Annotated in this window: 12 protein-coding genes; 1 reads left to right on the top strand and 11 read right to left on the bottom strand. The window is 61.1% G+C overall.

The window, feature by feature from the left end; all coding sequences use genetic code 11:
- Positions 1-848: 848 nt before the first annotated feature.
- Positions 849-2,231 carry a sulfatase family protein gene (locus B7E11_RS04205; RefSeq protein WP_080832355.1) on the top strand — a complete coding sequence of 461 codons (1,383 nt, stop codon included), beginning with the start codon at positions 849-851 and terminating at the stop codon, positions 2,229-2,231.
- Positions 2,232-2,561: 330 nt separating this feature from the next.
- Here the strand turns inward: B7E11_RS04205 and B7E11_RS04200 are convergent, their stop codons facing one another.
- The 11 genes from B7E11_RS04200 to yycF all read right to left on the bottom strand — a co-directional run bounded on the left by B7E11_RS04200 (position 2,562) and on the right by yycF (position 16,970).
- A complete protein-coding gene (locus tag B7E11_RS04200; protein ID WP_281256473.1) occupies positions 2,562-4,583 on the bottom strand; it encodes an ABC transporter ATP-binding protein in 2,022 nt (673 codons plus the stop codon).
- A 135-nt stretch (positions 4,584-4,718) separates the two neighbouring features.
- Positions 4,719-6,467, bottom strand: coding sequence for an ABC transporter ATP-binding protein (locus tag B7E11_RS04195; RefSeq protein ID WP_080832354.1), 1,749 nt, complete (start codon positions 6,465-6,467; stop codon positions 4,719-4,721).
- 711 nt (positions 6,468-7,178) lie between these two features.
- On the bottom strand, positions 7,179-7,631 hold the full coding sequence (locus B7E11_RS04190; protein ID WP_080832353.1) for a hypothetical protein: 453 nt from the start codon (positions 7,629-7,631) through the stop codon (positions 7,179-7,181).
- Between the two features lie 64 nt (positions 7,632-7,695).
- Positions 7,696-9,003, bottom strand: a complete 1,308-nt coding sequence (locus B7E11_RS04185; protein ID WP_080832352.1) for a PQQ-dependent sugar dehydrogenase — start codon at positions 9,001-9,003, stop codon at positions 7,696-7,698.
- Between the two features lie 571 nt (positions 9,004-9,574).
- Entirely contained in the window at positions 9,575-9,742 is a 168-nt protein-coding gene (locus B7E11_RS04180) for a CxxH/CxxC protein (protein ID WP_080832351.1), read from the bottom strand.
- A 14-nt stretch (positions 9,743-9,756) separates the two neighbouring features.
- Entirely contained in the window at positions 9,757-11,052 is a 1,296-nt protein-coding gene (locus B7E11_RS04175) for a S1C family serine protease (protein ID WP_080832350.1), read from the bottom strand.
- A gap of 218 nt (positions 11,053-11,270) precedes the next feature.
- The gene (locus B7E11_RS04170) at positions 11,271-12,077 is read right to left on the bottom strand and encodes an MBL fold metallo-hydrolase (RefSeq protein WP_080832349.1); all 807 of its coding nucleotides are present in this window, start codon (positions 12,075-12,077) and stop codon (positions 11,271-11,273) included.
- A 193-nt stretch (positions 12,078-12,270) separates the two neighbouring features.
- Positions 12,271-13,050 carry a two-component system regulatory protein YycI gene (gene yycI / locus B7E11_RS04165; RefSeq protein ID WP_080832348.1) on the bottom strand — a complete coding sequence of 260 codons (780 nt, stop codon included), beginning with the start codon at positions 13,048-13,050 and terminating at the stop codon, positions 12,271-12,273.
- A gap of 76 nt (positions 13,051-13,126) precedes the next feature.
- On the bottom strand, positions 13,127-14,404 hold the full coding sequence (locus B7E11_RS04160; protein ID WP_080832347.1) for a YycH family regulatory protein: 1,278 nt from the start codon (positions 14,402-14,404) through the stop codon (positions 13,127-13,129).
- The gene (gene walK / locus B7E11_RS04155) at positions 14,401-16,233 is read right to left on the bottom strand and encodes a cell wall metabolism sensor histidine kinase WalK (protein ID WP_080832346.1); all 1,833 of its coding nucleotides are present in this window, start codon (positions 16,231-16,233) and stop codon (positions 14,401-14,403) included. The genes B7E11_RS04160 and walK overlap by 4 nt, the downstream gene beginning before the upstream one ends.
- A complete protein-coding gene (yycF, locus tag B7E11_RS04150; protein WP_080832465.1) occupies positions 16,233-16,970 on the bottom strand; it encodes a response regulator YycF in 738 nt (245 codons plus the stop codon). Before yycF ends, walK begins: the two co-directional genes overlap by 1 nt.
- Positions 16,971-17,225 lie beyond the last annotated feature (255 nt).

Here is a 17,225-nt window from a genome sequence, read left to right as displayed (position 1 = left end):
ATGAGTCATGGTTACTCAAATGAGTTCGGCTGTATGCGCATGGCGGGCTGGGATGAGTTACTACGACTCAATTGGATTGTTAGCGGACCTGCGAGGGCTGCGAAATGAGTCGTGGTTACTCAAATGAGTTCGGCTGTATGCGCATGGCGGGCTGAGATGAGTCGCCACGACTCAACTGGATCGTTAGCGTGCGTGCGAAGACGGCGAGATGAGTCATGGTTACTCAAATGAGTTCGGCTGCATGCGCATGGCGGGCTGAGATGAGTAGCTACGACTCAACTGGATCGTTAGCGTGCGTGCGAAGACGGCGAGATGAGTCATGGTTACTCAAATGAGTTCGGCTGCATGCGCATGGCGGGCTGGGATGAGTAGCCACGACTCAACTGGGTCGATAGCGGACCTGCGAGGGCTGCGAAATGAGTCGTGGTTACTCAAATGAGTTCGGCTGTATGCGCATCGCGGGCTGAGATGAGTCGCCACGACTCAACTGGATCGTTAGCGGACCTGCGAGGGCTGCGAGATGAGTCATCGTTACCCGGTCAGCGTGCGTGCGAAGGTGGGTGAGCACGAACCCGGAGGAGCTCTCGGCGTAGCTTCGTTGGATTTTGTCCAATCAAAACCGGCTTTCTCGCGGAACTCGCCGGCTCCGTTGGATTTTGTCCAATCTAGCGGGGCCTTTTCGAGGATTCCGCCCGATTTCGTCGTTTCTCATTGGATAAAATCCACTCTAGACAGAGGTTTCCCCGTTTTTCGTTTCGCCCATTGGACAAAATCCAACGTAAGTTCCACGCTGCTTCGCTATATATCTAGAATGGGTAAGCAACAATCAAACAAAGGAGGCCAAAACCATGCAACCGTCCGCCAACCCGAACGCAAACGCCGCGGAACGGCCGAACGTCATCGTGTTTTTCACCGACCAGCAGCGCTGGGACACGACCGGCCTCCACGGCAATCCGCTCGGCCTGACGCCGAATTTCGACCGGATGGCCCGGGAGGGCACCCATCTGGAGTACGCCTTCACCTGCCAGCCGGTGTGCGCGCCGGCCCGTTCCAGCCTGCAAACCGGCCTGTACGCGACCGAAACCGGCTGCTATCGCAACGGCATTCCGCTTCCGGAGGAGCTGCCGACGCTCGCGGATTATTATAATGAGGCGGGCTACGATACCGGGTACATCGGCAAGTGGCACCTGGCCGTCACCCGCGACCGGCCGGGGCCGCCCAACCTGCGGGGACGCTACCGCTACTGGCTCGCGGCGGATTCGCTGGAGCATACTTCGGACGCCTACGACACGACGGTGTACGACAACGACGGCCGCCCCGTGAAGCTGCCGGGCTATCGGGTCGACGCGCTGACGGACGCCGCCATCCGGTACGTCGCGGCTCCGCGCGACAATCCGTTTTTTCTGTTTCTGTCGTTTCTGGAGCCGCACCATCAGAACCATCGCGACGATTACCCCGCTCCGGACGTCTACCGCGACGCCTACACGTCCCGTTGGACGCCGCCCGATCTGGCCGCGCTGACGGGAACGGCGCCGCAGCATCTCGGCGGCTACTACGGCATGGTCAAGCGGCTGGACGAAGCGCTCGGCCGGATCATGGACGCGCTGCGCAGCCTTGGCCTCAAGCGGAACACCATCGTGCTGTTCGCCTCCGACCACGGCTCCCACTTCAAAACGCGCAACGGCGAATACAAGCGCTCGTGCCACGAGAGCTCGATCCGCATTCCTTGCGCGATCGGCGGTCCCGGCTTCGACGGCGGCGGGCGGATCGACCGCCTCGTCAGCCTCGTCGATCTGGTGCCGACGCTGCTCGAAGCGTCCGGCATCGAGGTGCCGGAACGGATGCAGGGCAAGTCGATCGTCCCGCTCGTTCGCAGGCAGCCGTCGGATTGGAACGACGAAGTGTTCGTGCAGATCAGCGAATCGCAGGTCGGCCGGGCCATCCGCACGAAGCGCTGGAAATACGCCGTGCACGCGCCGGACCGCGATCCGATTCGCGATTCGCACTCCCTGCGGTACGAGGAGCAGTTCCTGTACGACCTCGCGGCCGACCCGTACGAGCTGACCAATCTGGCCGGCTTCCGCTCCCACCGGGAAATCGCCGACCGGCTGCGCGAGCGGCTGATCCGGCGCATCGTCGAGGCCGGCGAGCCGGAGCCGGTCATCGCGGAGGCTCCCCCGGTCGAGCCGGGCCAGCGCTACTTGCGGGAAGGCGAGGAGCTTTGGAGCTGACGGCAAAACGCGGCGGGAGACAGCAACCGGACCAGCCGAACTAGCTGAACCAGCCGGACCGTTCGGCTCGCGGGATGTTCCTTGGGGTCGACGGCGCCTGTTTCTCGCCTCGCCGCGCGCCCCCAGCCGAGACCCGGAAAATGCCGCATCGGCCGCCCGAACCGACAAACGCGCCCCTAACGCGAACGGAATCGCCGGCCCTTGCGGCAACAGAAAAAGCCCATCGATCGCGCGAAGCCCGCACCCCCGGACCGGGGATGCGGGCTTCGTATTTTTGCGATCCGATGGGCTATCGTAAGCCGCCGCCTCGCCAAGCTAAGCCAAGCTAAGCTAAGCGCTCAGCACGGGCGCGCCGCCCTGCTGCAGCTGGTACATCGCGTAATATTTGCCCCCGTGCTGCATCAGCGTCTCGTGGTTGCCGCGCTCCACGATTTCGCCGCGGTCGAGCACGAGAATCTGGTCCGCCTGCCGGATCGTCGACAGCCGGTGCGCGATGACGAACGTCGTCCGCCCCTGCTTCAGCACGTCGAGCGCCTGCTGGATGATCGCCTCCGTCTCGGTGTCGATGCTGGCCGTCGCCTCGTCCAGGATCAAAATCGCCGGATCGTAAGCGAGCGCCCGCGCGAACGAAATGAGCTGCCGCTGACCGGCGGACAGTGTGCTGCCCTTCTCCAGCACCGGCTCGTCGATGCCGCCGGGCAGGTTCATGAACATGTCGTACGCGCCGACATCCTTGAGCGCCTGCACCACCTTGTCCCGGGTGATGGCCGGATTGTCGAGGCTGACGTTCGAAGCGATCGTCCCGGTGAACAGGTACGGGTCCTGCAGCACGATGCCCATATGCTGGCGCAGCAGCTGCTTCGGAATGTCCCGGACGTCGGTTCCGTCCACCTTGATGCTGCCCTTCTCGATGTCGTAGAAGCGGAACAGCAGGTTCAGGATCGAGCTCTTGCCCGAGCCGGTATGCCCGACCAGCGCCACCGTTTCCCCCTGGCGCGCTTCGAACGAAATGTTTTTCAGCACGTAATCGTCGTTCTTGTAGGCAAACGTAACGTCTTCGAAACGCACCTCGCCCTTGTAGCGCGGAAGCGCGCCCGTCGCCACGTCCGTGCCCGGTTCGTCGAGCAGCCGAAACACCCGCTCCGCCGACACCCGGGCCGTCTCCAGGTTCGCCAGTTGGTTCACGATGCCGACGATCGGCTGGAACATCCGGTTCATGTAATCGATAAAAGCGTACAATACGCCGACCGTCACGATCGAGCCGAGCCAGTCGCCCCAGAACAGCCAGATGACGACGATGAACAGCGCGTTCCGCACGACGTTCACCAGGTTGTGCGAAGTCAGCGAGTTCAGGTTGAGCAGCTTGTTTTGATATTTGTAAAATTCCTTGTTGTGCTCCTCGAATTCCTCCATCGTCCGCTTGCTCCGGCGGAACGCCTGGATGATCGGCATGCCGAGGATCGACTCGTTGATCATGGCGTTGATGTCGCTCAGCTTGTTGCGAATCACCTCGTTGTACCGGCCGGCGAATTTGCGGTACACGACGATCCAGACGGCCAGAATCGGCACGATCGGAAGCGCGAGCGCGGCGAGCCACGGCTCAAGCATGAACAGCGCCCCGAAGATGGCGACCATATAGACCGCCCCGGCAAAAAAGTTCGTCAACACCGCGACGAACAGCTCGCGCACCGCCTCCGTGTCATTTGTGATGCGGGAAACGACTTTGCCCGCCGGCAAGTTGTCGAAATACTGCACCGGCAGCCGCTGCGTATGCGCAAACACGTCCTCCCGCATCCGCTGCACGATCCGGTTGGCCGACTTCTGCAGCAGCAGCCGCTGGAAGTAGGTGAACACCGCGGCGACCGCCAGCAGCCCCAGGTAGGCGGCCGCCAGCGTAAGCAGTCCCGGCAGCTCCGGCTTGTAAAACCGGTACAGCTCCTCCGACGTCAGCGGAGTAACCGGATAGGCGGCCGCGGTCCCGTCTTCGGCGGTTACGGTAAGCGTTCCGTCCGTCACCGAGCGCTTGCCGTCGAACGCCAAATCGCCGCGCAGGAAGTAATTTCTCCCTTCTACCTGCAGCACCCGGGCGACTTCGCCTTTCGTTTCGTCCCCGGAAAAATGATCCTCTCGCTTGTAGCGCACGCCTTCGTACTCGACGCCGTACCGGCTTTCGGACGCTTCGACGTGCCACTTCTTTTCGATGCCCATAATATTGTTGTCGATCATCCGCTGCGCGATGAGCGGCCCGAGCAGCTCGACGCATACCGCGATGAGCATGAACCCGAGCGCCGCGAAAATCGACTTCTTATACAGCATGGCATAGCGGAACAACCGTTTGCCCGTACTTCCCACGTTCGCACCTTCCTTCGTTCGTGACGCCCTGGCGGCGTCGGCTTGCGGGACTCCCCGCTTCTCCTCCGGTTTGCCGGCCTGCCCGTTCTCCGTCAGATCGCTGCCCGCTCTTCCATGCGCCTTCCGGCGCCGGCTTTACGAAGCCTCGACGTACGCCTCCAGCTGCTGCCGGTCGTATTGCTCCCGGTACCAGCCTCCTCGCTGCAGCAGCTCCTCGTGCGTGCCGCTTTCCACGATCCGGCCCTCGTCGAGCACGACGATCAGTTCGGCGTGCTGAACCGCCGACAGCCGGTGCGTCGCGATCAGCGTCGTCTTGCCCGCGCGTTCCGTCCGGATGCCGTCGATGATCTCGGCCTCGGTCTTCGCGTCGACCGCCGACAGCGCGTCGTCCAGAATCAAAATTTCCGGATTCGCGATCAGAGCCCGCGCGATGCTGACCCGCTGCTTCTGCCCGCCGGACAGCGCGACGCCCTTCTCCCCGACCAGCGTCTCCAGGCCGTCCGGGAGGAACGCGATATCCTTCGCGAACGAAGCCCGCTCCAGCGCCCGCCGAAGGTCCTCCTCCGTCGCCCGTTCCGCCCCGAACAATATATTTTCGCGAATCGTCCGCGAGAACAAAATCGGCTGCTGCGGCACGTATCCGATCCAGCCGATCAGCCGGTCGATTTCCAGCTTGCCCAGCGGCACGCCGGACACCGAGATTTCGCCGCTCCCGAGCGGATATTCGCGCAGCAGCTGCTTGAGCAGCGTCGTTTTGCCGCTTCCGGTGCGTCCGACGATGCCGAGCGTCTGTCCCGGCTTGAGCGTGAACGACACGTTTGCGAGATTGTCCGTCACCGAGCTCGGATACCGGAAGGTGACGTTGTCGAACGCGATCTCGCCCGGCTTTTCCATCGCGACGAGCTTGTCCCCGTCCTCCACGTCCGGCCGATAGCCGAGGGTTTCGGATACCCGGTCGAGCGACGCGTTGCCCCGCTGCATGATGTTGATCAGCTCGCCGATCGCGAACATCGGCCAGATGAGCATGCCGAGAAACACGTTGAACGATACGAGCTCGCCGAGCGTGATTTCGTTGCGGAACACCAGGTAGCCGCCGTAGCAAAGGCCGATCAAATAGCTCATGTTGACCAAAATCTTGTTCGTCGGTTCGAAAAGCGCGTCGATCTTCGCGACGGCGATGTTCTTCGCCAGCACTTCCGACGTTTTCGCGTGAAACCGGCCGCGGTCCGCTTCCTCCTGCACGTACGCCCGCACGACCCGAACGCCGGACACCGATTCGAGCACCTGGTCGTTCAGCTCGCCGAACGCGTCCTGCGATTTCATGAAACGCTCGTGGATGCGCTTGCCGAACGTCTGCATGAGCAGCGCGAGCAGCGGCAGCGGCAGCAGCGCCGCCAGCGTCAGCTCCCAGCTGATCAGCACCGCCATCATGAACAGCACCGTCAGCATGAACAACGTCGAATCGATCAGCGTCAGAATGCCGAAGCCCGCCGTATTCGAAATCGCCCACAAGTCGTTCGTCGAGCGGGCCATCAAATCGCCCGTCCGGTTGCGCTCGTAAAAGGTCGGCGTCATTTTGAGAAAATGGCGCATGAGCCTTCTGCGCAGCAGCAGCTCCAGCAGAAACGCCCCGCCGAACAGCTGCCGCATCCACACGTACGTAATCGCGTAGCTGCCGACCGTGATGCCGATCAGAATGAGCAGCGTTTGAACGAATTCCTCCCGGGTAAGCGTTCCTTGATGAATGCCGTCGATGACCGTCCCCATCATTCGGGGAGGCAGCACGTCGATGACGCCGACGATGGCCAGCAGCACGACCGCCACCGAATACCTGCGCCAGTGCAGACGGAAAACCCATCCGAGCTTTCGCAATACCGTAAACATTTCCTTTTTCCCGCCTCGCTTTCTTGCTTGTTGGCCCAAGTCGATTCCAAATAAAAAACGTACCGCTCGCAAGCGATACGCCCTGCCGCGAAATCCCGAACAAACGTTCGATTTCAGCGGCGCAAAAAGGGCGCACGATTACGAGAACGTAACCATGCGCCCGATCTTCTGTCGTTAATCGTGCGCTATCGGATTACGTTCGGCGACATACCGACGGCAAACATGGGGTAACCGTTATCGACACGCATCGAACGCACTCCTTTCTGAAAGTGAAATCTATTTGTCACTTTACCATCCCATGGAAGGACTGTCAATCGGTTTTTTCAATCGGCAATATGCTTTTTTTCGCTTCGCCCGCTTCGAACCCTTTCCGTTCCGCCGCCTTCTTCGCCCCCGGCAGCGGGCAAAGCGCAAGCCCGGAAACGCGCTCCGGGCTTGCTCGAGAGACGATTAAGTTTTACCGGAGCGGTTAGCCAGACCGACGATCATGACCACAAGCGCAAGCAACTGGATGAGAAGTTCGGAGCTCATTCCATTCCCTCCAAATCGGCGGAATGCTCCTTCGCCGGCTTCTCCTCTCCCGCCGGATCGACGTTTCGTCTCCCGCTACCATATCTATGCGCGCGTCCGCGGCAATATGAGAACGGATGGACGGCTCAAACGCCTGCCGCCTTCAGCTTGCCGTCGAGAAACCGTTTGGCGCGCGGAAAGTCATGACCGGAAAAGCTTCAACCGCTCGTACCCGTTAAGGGTCAAAAGCGCCACCCAGGTGGACAAAACCGCCAGCAGCAAATGCATCGCGATGCCCAACAGGCTCGACCAAGCGAATCCGTCCGCGGCGGCCAGCGTCCACCAGAACAACGGCGGCAGCTGCCCCGCGATCAGCAGCAGCGCGGCCAGCAGCCCGAATCCGAGCGTGGCGAGTTTGAAGGGCCGGGATTGGGAAAGATTCAACAGAAAGGAGGCGGCAAAAAGGACGATGCCCCCGAAGACGGCGTACGTTGCCCATAATTCGCTCTGGCCTTCCACCCATTCGGGACCGAGGCCGATGGCCGGGACGGCAATGCGGAAGCCGGACGACGGAATGTACAAAACGCCCATGACGACGGACATGACGGCGGCCGCTCGGATTAACGCCGCGTTGCTGAATTTGGTTAACACCATCGGGGACACCCCTTCAACCTTTGTTATACATTTGACGATCCCCGATGACCGATTGTTTCGCGTTTCAGGCTGCCAATAGTCGCCAAATGCCCCTCGGCGAGCACACGTACAATTCGCCTTTCGCGTCGATGCCGAACGACATCACGTTCAGTCCGGATTCGAGCAGCAGCCGATTGTCGGCGCTCCCGTCCTCGCGCTGCCGCAGCGCCCATATTTTGCCCGAACCGTAGTCGCCGTAAACGTACCAGCCCTCCAGGCCGGCGAGCTGGCCGCCGCGGTAAACATAGCCGCCCGTCACCGAAATGCCCTCGTCGCGGCCGTACTCCCAGACCGGGTCGATCAGCCCGTCGCTCTCGCAGCCCTCGGCCGGCTCGAAGCAGGCGGTGCCCTCCTTGACGTTCCAGCCGTAGTTGCCGCCCTTTTCGATCCGATCGATCTCCTCGATCTCGTTCTGTCCGACGTCGGCCGCCCACAACCGGCCCGTAGCCGGATCGAAGCTGAACCGCCACGGGTTGCGCAGCCCGTAGGCGTAAATTTCCGGCGCGCCGCCGCCGCTCGCGAACGGATTGTCCCCGGGAATCGCGTAGGCTTTGTTCCCGTCCGTCCGGTCCACGTCGATGCGCAAAATTTTCCCGAGCAGCGCGTTTACGTTTTGCCCGTTTCCATGCGGATCGCCGCCGCTTCCCCCGTCGCCTGTCGCGATGTACAAATAGCCGTCCGGGCCGAAGGCGAGCTGGCCGCCGTTATGGTTCGAATACGGCTGCTCGAACGTCAGCAGCACGCGTTCGCTTGCCGGATCGGCTTTGCCCGCCGCGGGGTCGGCCTCGTACCGGGCGATGACCGTATGGGTTGCGGTCGTGTAATTGACGTAAAAGTAACCGTTCGTTGCGAACCGAGGGTGAAAAGCGAGACCGAGCAAGCCTTGCTCCATGCCCTCGTCATGCACGCGGTCTCGAATGTCCAGCAAAAGGACCGGCTCTTTCCCGGGATCGGCCGGATCGACGGCCGAGATCGTTCCCGGCTGATCGACGACGTAGATGACCTCCGGATTCCCGGGCGCGACCTCGATTCCGACCGGGGACTCAAACACGCCTTCGCCGATCAGCGGCTCCAGCTTGACTTCCGGCAGCTCGGCCTCGTTTCCGCCGCCGCTCGCGGACGGGTCAGCCGCGCCTGTCGCCGTTTCGCCGGCCGGCTCGCTCTCTCCCGCATCCGTTTCGCCGGACGGTTCGGCCGCCCCTGCGTCCGATTCCGCCTGCACCGGGACTTCCGTCTCGTTCCCCGTCGACCCGGCGCTCCACGGGAGCCAATCGCACCCCGCGCACAGAACGATCAGTATCGCTATCGCCGCTATTCGTCCGATTTTTTTCATCCTTCTACCCCCTTGTTGTAGGCCTGATTCATGCCCGATAAGCTCCGGTCGACCATTGCTCCATGCCTTTACGCGGCGCGAGACTATCGCTGCCAGGCAGAGCTGTGACGGACTCGTTGCCACGTTGTACAGTATTTGACATGAGCGACCCGTTTCCTGCCGAAGGACGGCCGCATGCGGGGACGGGTTAAGATGAGTCGCCATGACTCAACCGGATCGTCAGCGGGCATGCGGGGGCGGCAAAATGAGTCATTTTTACTCAACTGCGTGCGGCCATATGCGTTTGGAGGGTCGAGATGAGTCGCCACGACTCAACTGGATCGTCAGCGGGCGCGCGGGGACGGCGAAATGGGTCATTTTTACTCAACTGCGTGCGGCCATATGCGTTTGGAGGGTCGAGATGAGTCGCCACGACTCATCTGGATCGACAGCGGACATGAGAAGGCGGTGAAATGAGTCGTTTTTACTCAAAAAACCCCCGATCCCGCGGGATCGGAGGTTCTCCTTGTGTCTTCTTCGTTTGCGCCCGACATCTTGGCCGGTTCAGGCTTGCGCCCGACTGCCGGCCGACTCAGACGACCAGCACGATCGCCGGTTCCTCGCACCAATCGCAGCTCTTGGGCGGATCCCAATCGGAAAACTTCGTCGTTTTCAGATCGACCAAATCCGGCGCATCCTCATACTCGTCGACGAATTTGTCGATCGCAAGCTCGACGTGCTCCTTGCAAACACAATACATTCCGTTAGTCCTTCCTACTCGGTGTCTTCGTCTTTTTCGATCAGCTTCACGGCGATCTCCATCTTCTCGCTTCCGCGATAGAACGTTACCGTCAGCGTTTCCCCGATTTTCTTGCGGTTATACAGATGCTTCCGAAGCTCCATCGTGCTGCCGACGCTCGCGCCGTCCAGCTTGACGATGACGTCGTTGAGCATGAGACCCGCATCCTTCGCCGGACCGACCGCTTCCAGCACGACGACGCCTTCCTTCACGCTGTCCGGAATGCCCAGCATCTCCTCGGGCGATTCCTCTTCGCTCGTCTCCGGCGATTCGCTTTCGTCCTCTTCGAACAGAAAGTCCTCCGTCGCGTTGTAATCGAGAAAAGCGGACAAATCCATCGAGTAAACGCCCAAATACGGGCGAAGCACCTTGCCGCGCTCCTCCAGCTCCTTCACGACCGGCATGACGTCATGGATCGGCAGCGCGAACCCGATGCCCTCGATGCCCATGTCCGCAACCTTCATGCTGTTGATGCCGATCAGCTCTCCATCCAGATTGACGAGCGCGCCTCCGCTGTTGCCGGGATTGATCGGCGCGGAAATTTGGATGACTTCTTCTTCCCAGTCGTAAATGCCGTCCTGATTGAGCGAAACCGGGATGATCCGGTTCAGGTTCGATACGATGCCGTCCGTCAGCGAGTCGTTGAACCCGAGCGGGTTGCCGATCGCGATGACCGTCTCGCCTTCGCGAAGACGCGTGGAATCGCCGATTTCCGCGACGGTGTCGATGCCTTTGCCGTCCACTTCAAGCACCGCCAAATCGGCAATCGAATCCTTGCCGACGATGGTCGCTTCCTTCTGCTCTCCGTTCAGCAGCGCGACTTGCACGTGCGCGGCGTTCTGAATGACGTGAGCGTTCGTAATAATTCGCGCTTTGCCGCCCTTTTTCTCGAAAATGACCCCCGAACCGAGGCTGGCGTTCGTCAGCGAATCGTCGCCTTCGTCCCCGGATCCCGGCTCCTCCGCCCGGTTGACGATGCTGACGACGGCGGGCCGGACTTTGGCCGAGGCGGTGATGATCCGCTCCGAGGTCTCGATCACCGGCTGCCCGGTGACGACGGCGGGACGACTCTCCGAACCTCCCGGCCGAACGATGAAGGTAAACAAGAGAGCGACGGCAAGCGAACTGACTAAAGAAGATATGATAGCCACCCGAAACATCGAGGCTTGCGAGCGGCCGCCGTTTCCGAACGAACCCGGCCACTCGCGCCGTCCGCCTCTGCTTCTTCGTTTTACTCGGGTCGAAAAAAAATCGTCGTCAAAAAAGCTCATGCGCTGCACCTGCTTTCAGGGAGTCCCGCTCCCGATGCCGTAAGCCGGAATTCGCCGCAAACGAGCGATTCCGCGAATCCATGAACGGCTTCCAAATGCGCCGAAAATGACTGGTTTGTCTAAAATACTAATTGAATTCGGCAAGCGAAGCAAGAGTCCCCGAACCCGCATTCGGTATGTAAAGATAGGAAACGGAACCAATTTTCCCGAATTCCGCTTCAAGCCTTCACCAGATCCCACGGCGTCGGACGATCCGCGTACGTTTCGCAAAGCGCGAATTCATGTTTTTGATAAAAATAACCGTTGTCTTCGAGCACCGTATTGACGGTCAGTTTGGCCAAATCCATCATGTTGTGCTCCTGGCTCAAATGGGCCAGATACACCCTGCGCAAATCTCCCGAATCCAGCAGCCGGCAAAGCGCTTCGCCCGCCGCCTCGTTCGACAGATGGCCGCTGTCCCCGAGAATCCGGCGCTTGATGTTCCACGGATAACGCCCCATCCGCAGCATGTTGATGTCGTGATTCGCTTCCAGCACGAGCACGTCGGACTGCTTCAGCTGCTCCATCACCTTGTCGCTGACGTAGCCGAGGTCCGTCGCCAGGCTCAGCTTGCGGCCGCCCGCGCGGAAGCAGTAGCCGACCGGCTCCGCCGCGTCGTGCGAGATGGCGTACGATTCGATGCGCAAGTCGTAGATTTCCATTGCGGTCCCCGTCGGCAGTATATGCCGCTGCTCGTCGGGTAATTCGCCTATGCTTTTGTGCATCGCGGTCCATGTTTTCTCGTTCGCGTACACCGGCAAATTGAACTTGCGCGCCATCGCCCCGAGTCCCTTGATATGATCGGAATGCTCGTGCGTGACGAAGATGGCGTCCAGATCCGCTCCGGACACCTCGCGCTCCTTCATGAGCTCTTCCACTTTGCGGGCGCTCAGGCCCACGTCGACGAGCACGGTCGCCGCGTCGGAGGACACGACGGTCGCGTTGCCGGTGGATCCGCTGCACAATACGCTGAATTGCAATCCCATGATGAAAAATCCTTTCCTCTCCCAGTCCCGCGGGTTCCTTGCGCGCCGGCGGCGCGGGATGCCGGCCGCATCGGCCGCGCGCCCTTTCGGGCGCGAACCGAAACTCCTCGATCCTTACCGAAACGTCTATTCTGCATCCGTATCGCCGCCGAAATGCTCCTTCGCCGTCCGGGGACGCCGGCCGTCGATGCGGCTACCCGGCTTCGGAGGAAGCCTCCTCCATCTCCCCGCCGGCGGCGGCGTTATCGGATTTGTTCGTGACGACTTCGCTGCTAATGGCATGTACATAGTAAACTTCGCCGTCTTCCAGCAAAACCCTCCAAGAAGGCGCGGCAACCTGGGTCTCCGAATCGAAAATAATTTGGCCGTGGTAGCCGAGCTGGACTTCCTTGATGTTCGACCCGGCCGGCAAATAGTTTTCGATCAGGTTTTTGACCACTTTGGCGGCCGGCAGCACCTTCTGGGCGGCGCCGCCTTCCGACGGCAAAATCGAAATGACGTCCTGCGTGTAGCCGTTGATTTTTTGATTGCTGTAGTAAAGCTCCAGCCAAACGTCGAAAATCGGCCACCCGCCCTCCGTCCGGTTCAGCACGAAAACGCCTTCCCGGCTTGCCCAGTTGTCGAAGCGGTATTTGGCAAGGTCGGGGATGACGCCCCCCAGCTCCTGCCGCAGCTCCTGCTCCGCGAACACGATGCGCGAATCCTTCGGGGGTTCGATCGCCTTCACGCGGCCGCTGCCCTCCTGCTCCAGCTTGTAGGTGATTTCCTGCATCGCCGGCGTTTCGGTTGGAATTTGCGCTTCCACTTTAATCGATTTTTCCTGCATGACCTGCTGCGTCTCGGGAGGCAGCGACGTCCAGTCGACGGCCGTATCGAGCCGCTCCTGCAAATTCAGCCACAGCTGATACCCGAGCAACGCGTTCAGCAGCAAAAAAGCGAAGATGAGCACGCTTTTCGTTCGGCCCCAGTCCATGATCGCCCCTCCTTTGACTCCTGTTCGTTCGCCAAGCGCGCCGGCCGTCAGCCGATCGTGCGAACTTCGCCCGTCGTCAGGCGATCGTGCGAACTTCGCCCGTCGTCAGGCGAATCGCCCATACCGGCGTCAGCGTCAGCGAATTTTCGCCGAGCTCCGGCCGATAAGCCGGATAGACCGCTTCGACGATGCCGCCGTCCGCCGCTTCGCGAATCCGCTTCTTGAGCGGGTCTCCCGCCTGCAGCTTGCGCTGCTCCGTCTTCGCGGGCTCCGGGTCGAGCATGATGAGCGACCGCTCGTACGAGGAGACGACGCCCTGCTGAATGCTGAGCTGCATGTAGCCGAACCGGAATCCGTCGTGCGAGACGATCGGCAATCCGTTCATGTATTGCTGAAACCATACGACGTCCGTTCCGGCGGTCGCCTCCGTGCGCTCGAGCCGATGCGTGCCGTTCCAGCCGCCGTGCTGGTTCACGAACTGCACGGCGCTGGCGATGTTGTCGGTCAGCTTGTTTTCGCTGTCGGTCGGAGCCACCGGATCGGTGTACGTCAGCCAGCCGCCCTCCTGCTCCACCTTCAGCCCCCGCTTGCCGTCGGTATAAATTTCCGTTCCGTCCTGCCGGTCCTGGATGGTCCGGGTCGTGGTCGGATCGAGGAACAGGTTGCGCTGCATCTGTTCCGGCGTAAGCCGGCTGTAGGTCGCCTGGACGGCCGGGTAGCTCTTTTCCTGCATCGGGACGTAATAGCCGTCCCAATATTCATAGGGCGTCCAATACTCCCCGAAGCCGGTGTACTGCTGAACGTCCTGCACGGTCAGATCGGCCCGCAGCGACTCGTACACGCTGACGCCGTCCGCGCTGAAGAAAAACGTGCGAACCTCTTCCCTGTCGTCGCGCGAGAAAATCCAGATCCGGGTGACGGAGTCGCCCGAGAACAGAAAGTCGGAATCGACCTTGAACACCCGCTGCACCAGTTCGAACGGAATCGGCCGGCCGAAGCGAACCTCGACGCCCCGGTATTCCCTGCGCACCTCGTCCCAGTCGACCGATTGGATCGAGTCGCGCTGAAACCCGGTGAATTCGCGGCTTTGCAGCTTCGTCAGCACCATATCGTAAAACGTATCCTGCGGGTAAAAAATCGTATGCCGGTCTTCCCCCATGTGCAGGATGAGCTGCTCGGGAAACAGCAGATTTTCCACCTTTTCCTCCGGTCCGAGCGGCTCCATTTTCACGTAATCCTGTTCGATGCCGACCTGCGTCTCCATGCCGGGCGTGCTGTACATCAGAAAGTAGCTCTGCACGAGGCTAAGCGCGACAAGCAGCGCCAGCAGCACGGTCTTCGCGCCTTCGATCATGGCCGCTCACTTCCTTCCTGCGCCGCCGGCACGGTGACCGTTACCTTCGTTCCGACGCCGGCCTCGGATTCCAGATGAATATGGCCTCCGTGGGCGCGGACGATTTCCCGGGCAATGGACAGCCCGAGCCCGGTACCGCCCATGCTGCGGGAACGGGCCTTGTCTACCCGGTAAAACCGTTCGAAGATGCGCTCGATGTCTTTTTTCGGGATGCCGATGCCCGTATCCTGAACGGCGATTTCCAATTGCCCGTTCTCGCCCAGCCGCGCCGCCAGAAGCACCCTGCCGCCGTCCAGCGTGTACTTGATCGCATTGGACACCAGGTTGTCGAGCACCTGGTCGATGCCGTCGCGGTCCAGCCATACTTGCGGCAGGTTCGCTTCGACCTGCACCCCGGCGGTAATCGCCTTCTGCCTGAGCTGCAGCGAAAACCGGTCGACGACGTCTTCCATGATCTCCTCCACGTCGACCATCTGCCGCCAGAGCTGCGACTGCTTCGAATCGAAGCGCGACAGGTGCAGCAGATCCGTCACAAGCCGGATCATCCGCTCCGTTTCGCTGCGGATGACGCCCACGAAACGCTCGGCGAGCGGCGGCTCGCTCAGCGCCCCGTCGTTCAGCGCTTCGGCGTAGCTCTTGATCGTCGTGAGCGGCGTCCTTAGCTCGTGCGACACGTTGGCGACGAATTCCCGGCGGGATTGCTCCAGCTTCTCCGACTCCGTGGCGTCGTGAAGCACCGCGATGGCGCCGACGACCCCTTTGTCGCGGCGGCGGATCGGCGTCAGCGTCACGCGGAACAGCAGCGCCTCCTCGCCGTCCTCCCCCGCCCGCTCGATCAGCAGGGTAAACTCCTTGCCCTGCAGCGTCTCCGCGATCGACTCCTTGTCGATGTTCAGGCACTCCGACATCGTCATGCCCTCGATCCGCTCCAGACCGAGCATGCCCCGCGCCCGGCGGTTGGCCACGATGACGCGGCCGAGCTCGTCGGAAGCGAGCACGCCGTCGCTCATATTCGCCAGGATGGAGGAGAGCTTCTCCTTCTCCTCCTCGTTGAGCGACAGCGCTTCGCTGAGCCGGTCGGTCATTTCGTTGAACGCCGTGCTGAGCTGGCCCAGCTCGTCGTTGCCGAACACCGGCACCCGCTCGTCGAAGTTGCCCTCCGCCACCGCGGACGCCTGCCGCGTCAGCGCCTTGATCGGCTGGGTGATCGTGCCGGCCAGCAAAATCCCCAAAATCGCGGTCAATCCGAGCGCGAGCAGCATGCCCGTCACGAAAATCCGGTTCACCCGGTCGATCGTGTCGTACATCTCCTTCATCGAGGCGACGATGTACACCGCGCCGACGATTTTGCCGTTGCTGATGACGGGCTTCGCGATGACCTTTTTGCGGACGTTGTCCTCGTCGATGATCTCCTCGGAGTTGTCGCTGATCCCTTGCAGCGCACGGCTGACGAGCAGCGACGTGTTCTTGCGCCCGACATACGACTGGTGCGACTGCATCGACGTCGCGAGCACGCGGCCGCTGGCGTCCAGCACCTGGGTTTCCGCCCCGTTGATGTTGAACAGGTTGCTGACCAGCTGGTTCAGCTCGGCGCTCGTTTCCTCCGCCGGATTGCCGGTGTCGCCCTGCCGCTCCACGAGCGCGCCTTCCGCCAGCACGGTCAGCAGCCGCGCCTGCGAGTTGATGCCGTTCGTGAACGACTCGATGAGCGAGCTTTTCATCGTGCTTATAAAATAAACCCCGATCAGCTGCACCGCGATCAGGATCAGAAGCAGTACCATAATGATGAACTTCACCTGAATGGTACGGAAAGGGCGGAACAGATTCATCATCCGTAACCGCCCGTCATTTTCGGATTGCGCATCAAGTAGCCCAGGCCGCGCCGGGTCAAAATGATTTCCGGCCGTCCCGGATCGTCCTCGATCTTCTCGCGCAGCCTCCGGATCGTCACGTCGACCGTGCGGACGTCGCCGAAATATTCGAAGCCCCATACCGCCTGCAGCAAATGCTCGCGGGTCATCACCTTGCCGCTGTTGCGGGCAAGATAATGCACGAGCTCGAATTCCCGATGCGTCAGATCGAGCGGCTGCCCGTTCTTGTACACGACGTACATATCCGTGTCGATGAACAGGTTGAACAGCTTGAGTCCCTGCCGCTCGTTCTCCGCCGCCGCCTCCCCTTCCGGGCGGGCCGGCCCTTCCTTGCGCTGGCGGCGCAGATGCGCTTTCACCCGCGCGAGCAGCTCCCTCGTCCCGAACGGCTTGGTCACGTAATCGTCGGCGCCGAGCTCCAGCCCGAGCACCTTGTCGATTTCCGTGTCCTTGGCCGTCAGCATGATGATCGGAACGGACAGCTTGCTGCGCACCTCGCGGCACACATCCATGCCGTCCTTCACCGGCAGCATCAGGTCGAGCAAGATCAAATCGGGCCCGGTCTCGAACGCGAGACGAACGGCCTCCTCGCCGTCGAACGCGCAGACGACCTCATAGCCCTCTTTTTCCAGGTTGAATTTCAAAATATCCGCAATCGGCCGCTCGTCGTCGACCACCAGTATTTTACCCGGCATATACGTTAACGCCTCCTCGTCTCCCGGAAGCTGCATTGTCCCTTCTATATTACCATACCTGGGCGCTCTCTCCCAACGAATCGCCGGCGTCAGCGATTGGAAATGATTCGGAGCCGTCGGGCATCGCGGGTCGGCTCCGTTACGGTCGTTCTGCTTCGGGCGTCTTCTTGCGATCGCGCCGCTTCTCTCATCTTAAAAACGGATCAACTGCTTCTCGTGAACATGGGCCTGTTCGCGATTATACGCGATTATTAG

The sequence above is a fragment of the Cohnella massiliensis genome, from assembly GCF_900169535.1.
GTDB classification, from domain to species: domain Bacteria; phylum Bacillota; class Bacilli; order Paenibacillales; family Paenibacillaceae; genus Cohnella; species Cohnella algarum.
This window is presented reverse-complemented; position numbering and strand designations above follow the sequence as displayed.

Coding starts and splice junctions, on each gene's coding strand:
- B7E11_RS04205 (WP_080832355.1), top strand. CDS start 849: ATGCAACCGTCCGCCAACCCGAACGCAAACGCCGCGGAACGGCCGAAC.
- B7E11_RS04195 (WP_080832354.1), bottom strand. CDS start 6,467: ATGTTTACGGTATTGCGAAAGCTCGGATGGGTTTTCCGTCTGCACTGG.
- B7E11_RS04190 (WP_080832353.1), bottom strand. CDS start 7,631: ATGGTGTTAACCAAATTCAGCAACGCGGCGTTAATCCGAGCGGCCGCC.
- B7E11_RS04185 (WP_080832352.1), bottom strand. CDS start 9,003: ATGAAAAAAATCGGACGAATAGCGGCGATAGCGATACTGATCGTTCTG.
- B7E11_RS04180 (WP_080832351.1), bottom strand. CDS start 9,742: ATGTATTGTGTTTGCAAGGAGCACGTCGAGCTTGCGATCGACAAATTC.
- B7E11_RS04175 (WP_080832350.1), bottom strand. CDS start 11,052: ATGAGCTTTTTTGACGACGATTTTTTTTCGACCCGAGTAAAACGAAGA.
- B7E11_RS04170 (WP_080832349.1), bottom strand. CDS start 12,077: ATGGGATTGCAATTCAGCGTATTGTGCAGCGGATCCACCGGCAACGCG.
- yycI (WP_080832348.1), bottom strand. CDS start 13,050: ATGGACTGGGGCCGAACGAAAAGCGTGCTCATCTTCGCTTTTTTGCTG.
- B7E11_RS04160 (WP_080832347.1), bottom strand. CDS start 14,404: ATGATCGAAGGCGCGAAGACCGTGCTGCTGGCGCTGCTTGTCGCGCTT.
- walK (WP_080832346.1), bottom strand. CDS start 16,233: ATGAATCTGTTCCGCCCTTTCCGTACCATTCAGGTGAAGTTCATCATT.
- yycF (WP_080832465.1), bottom strand. CDS start 16,970: ATGCCGGGTAAAATACTGGTGGTCGACGACGAGCGGCCGATTGCGGAT.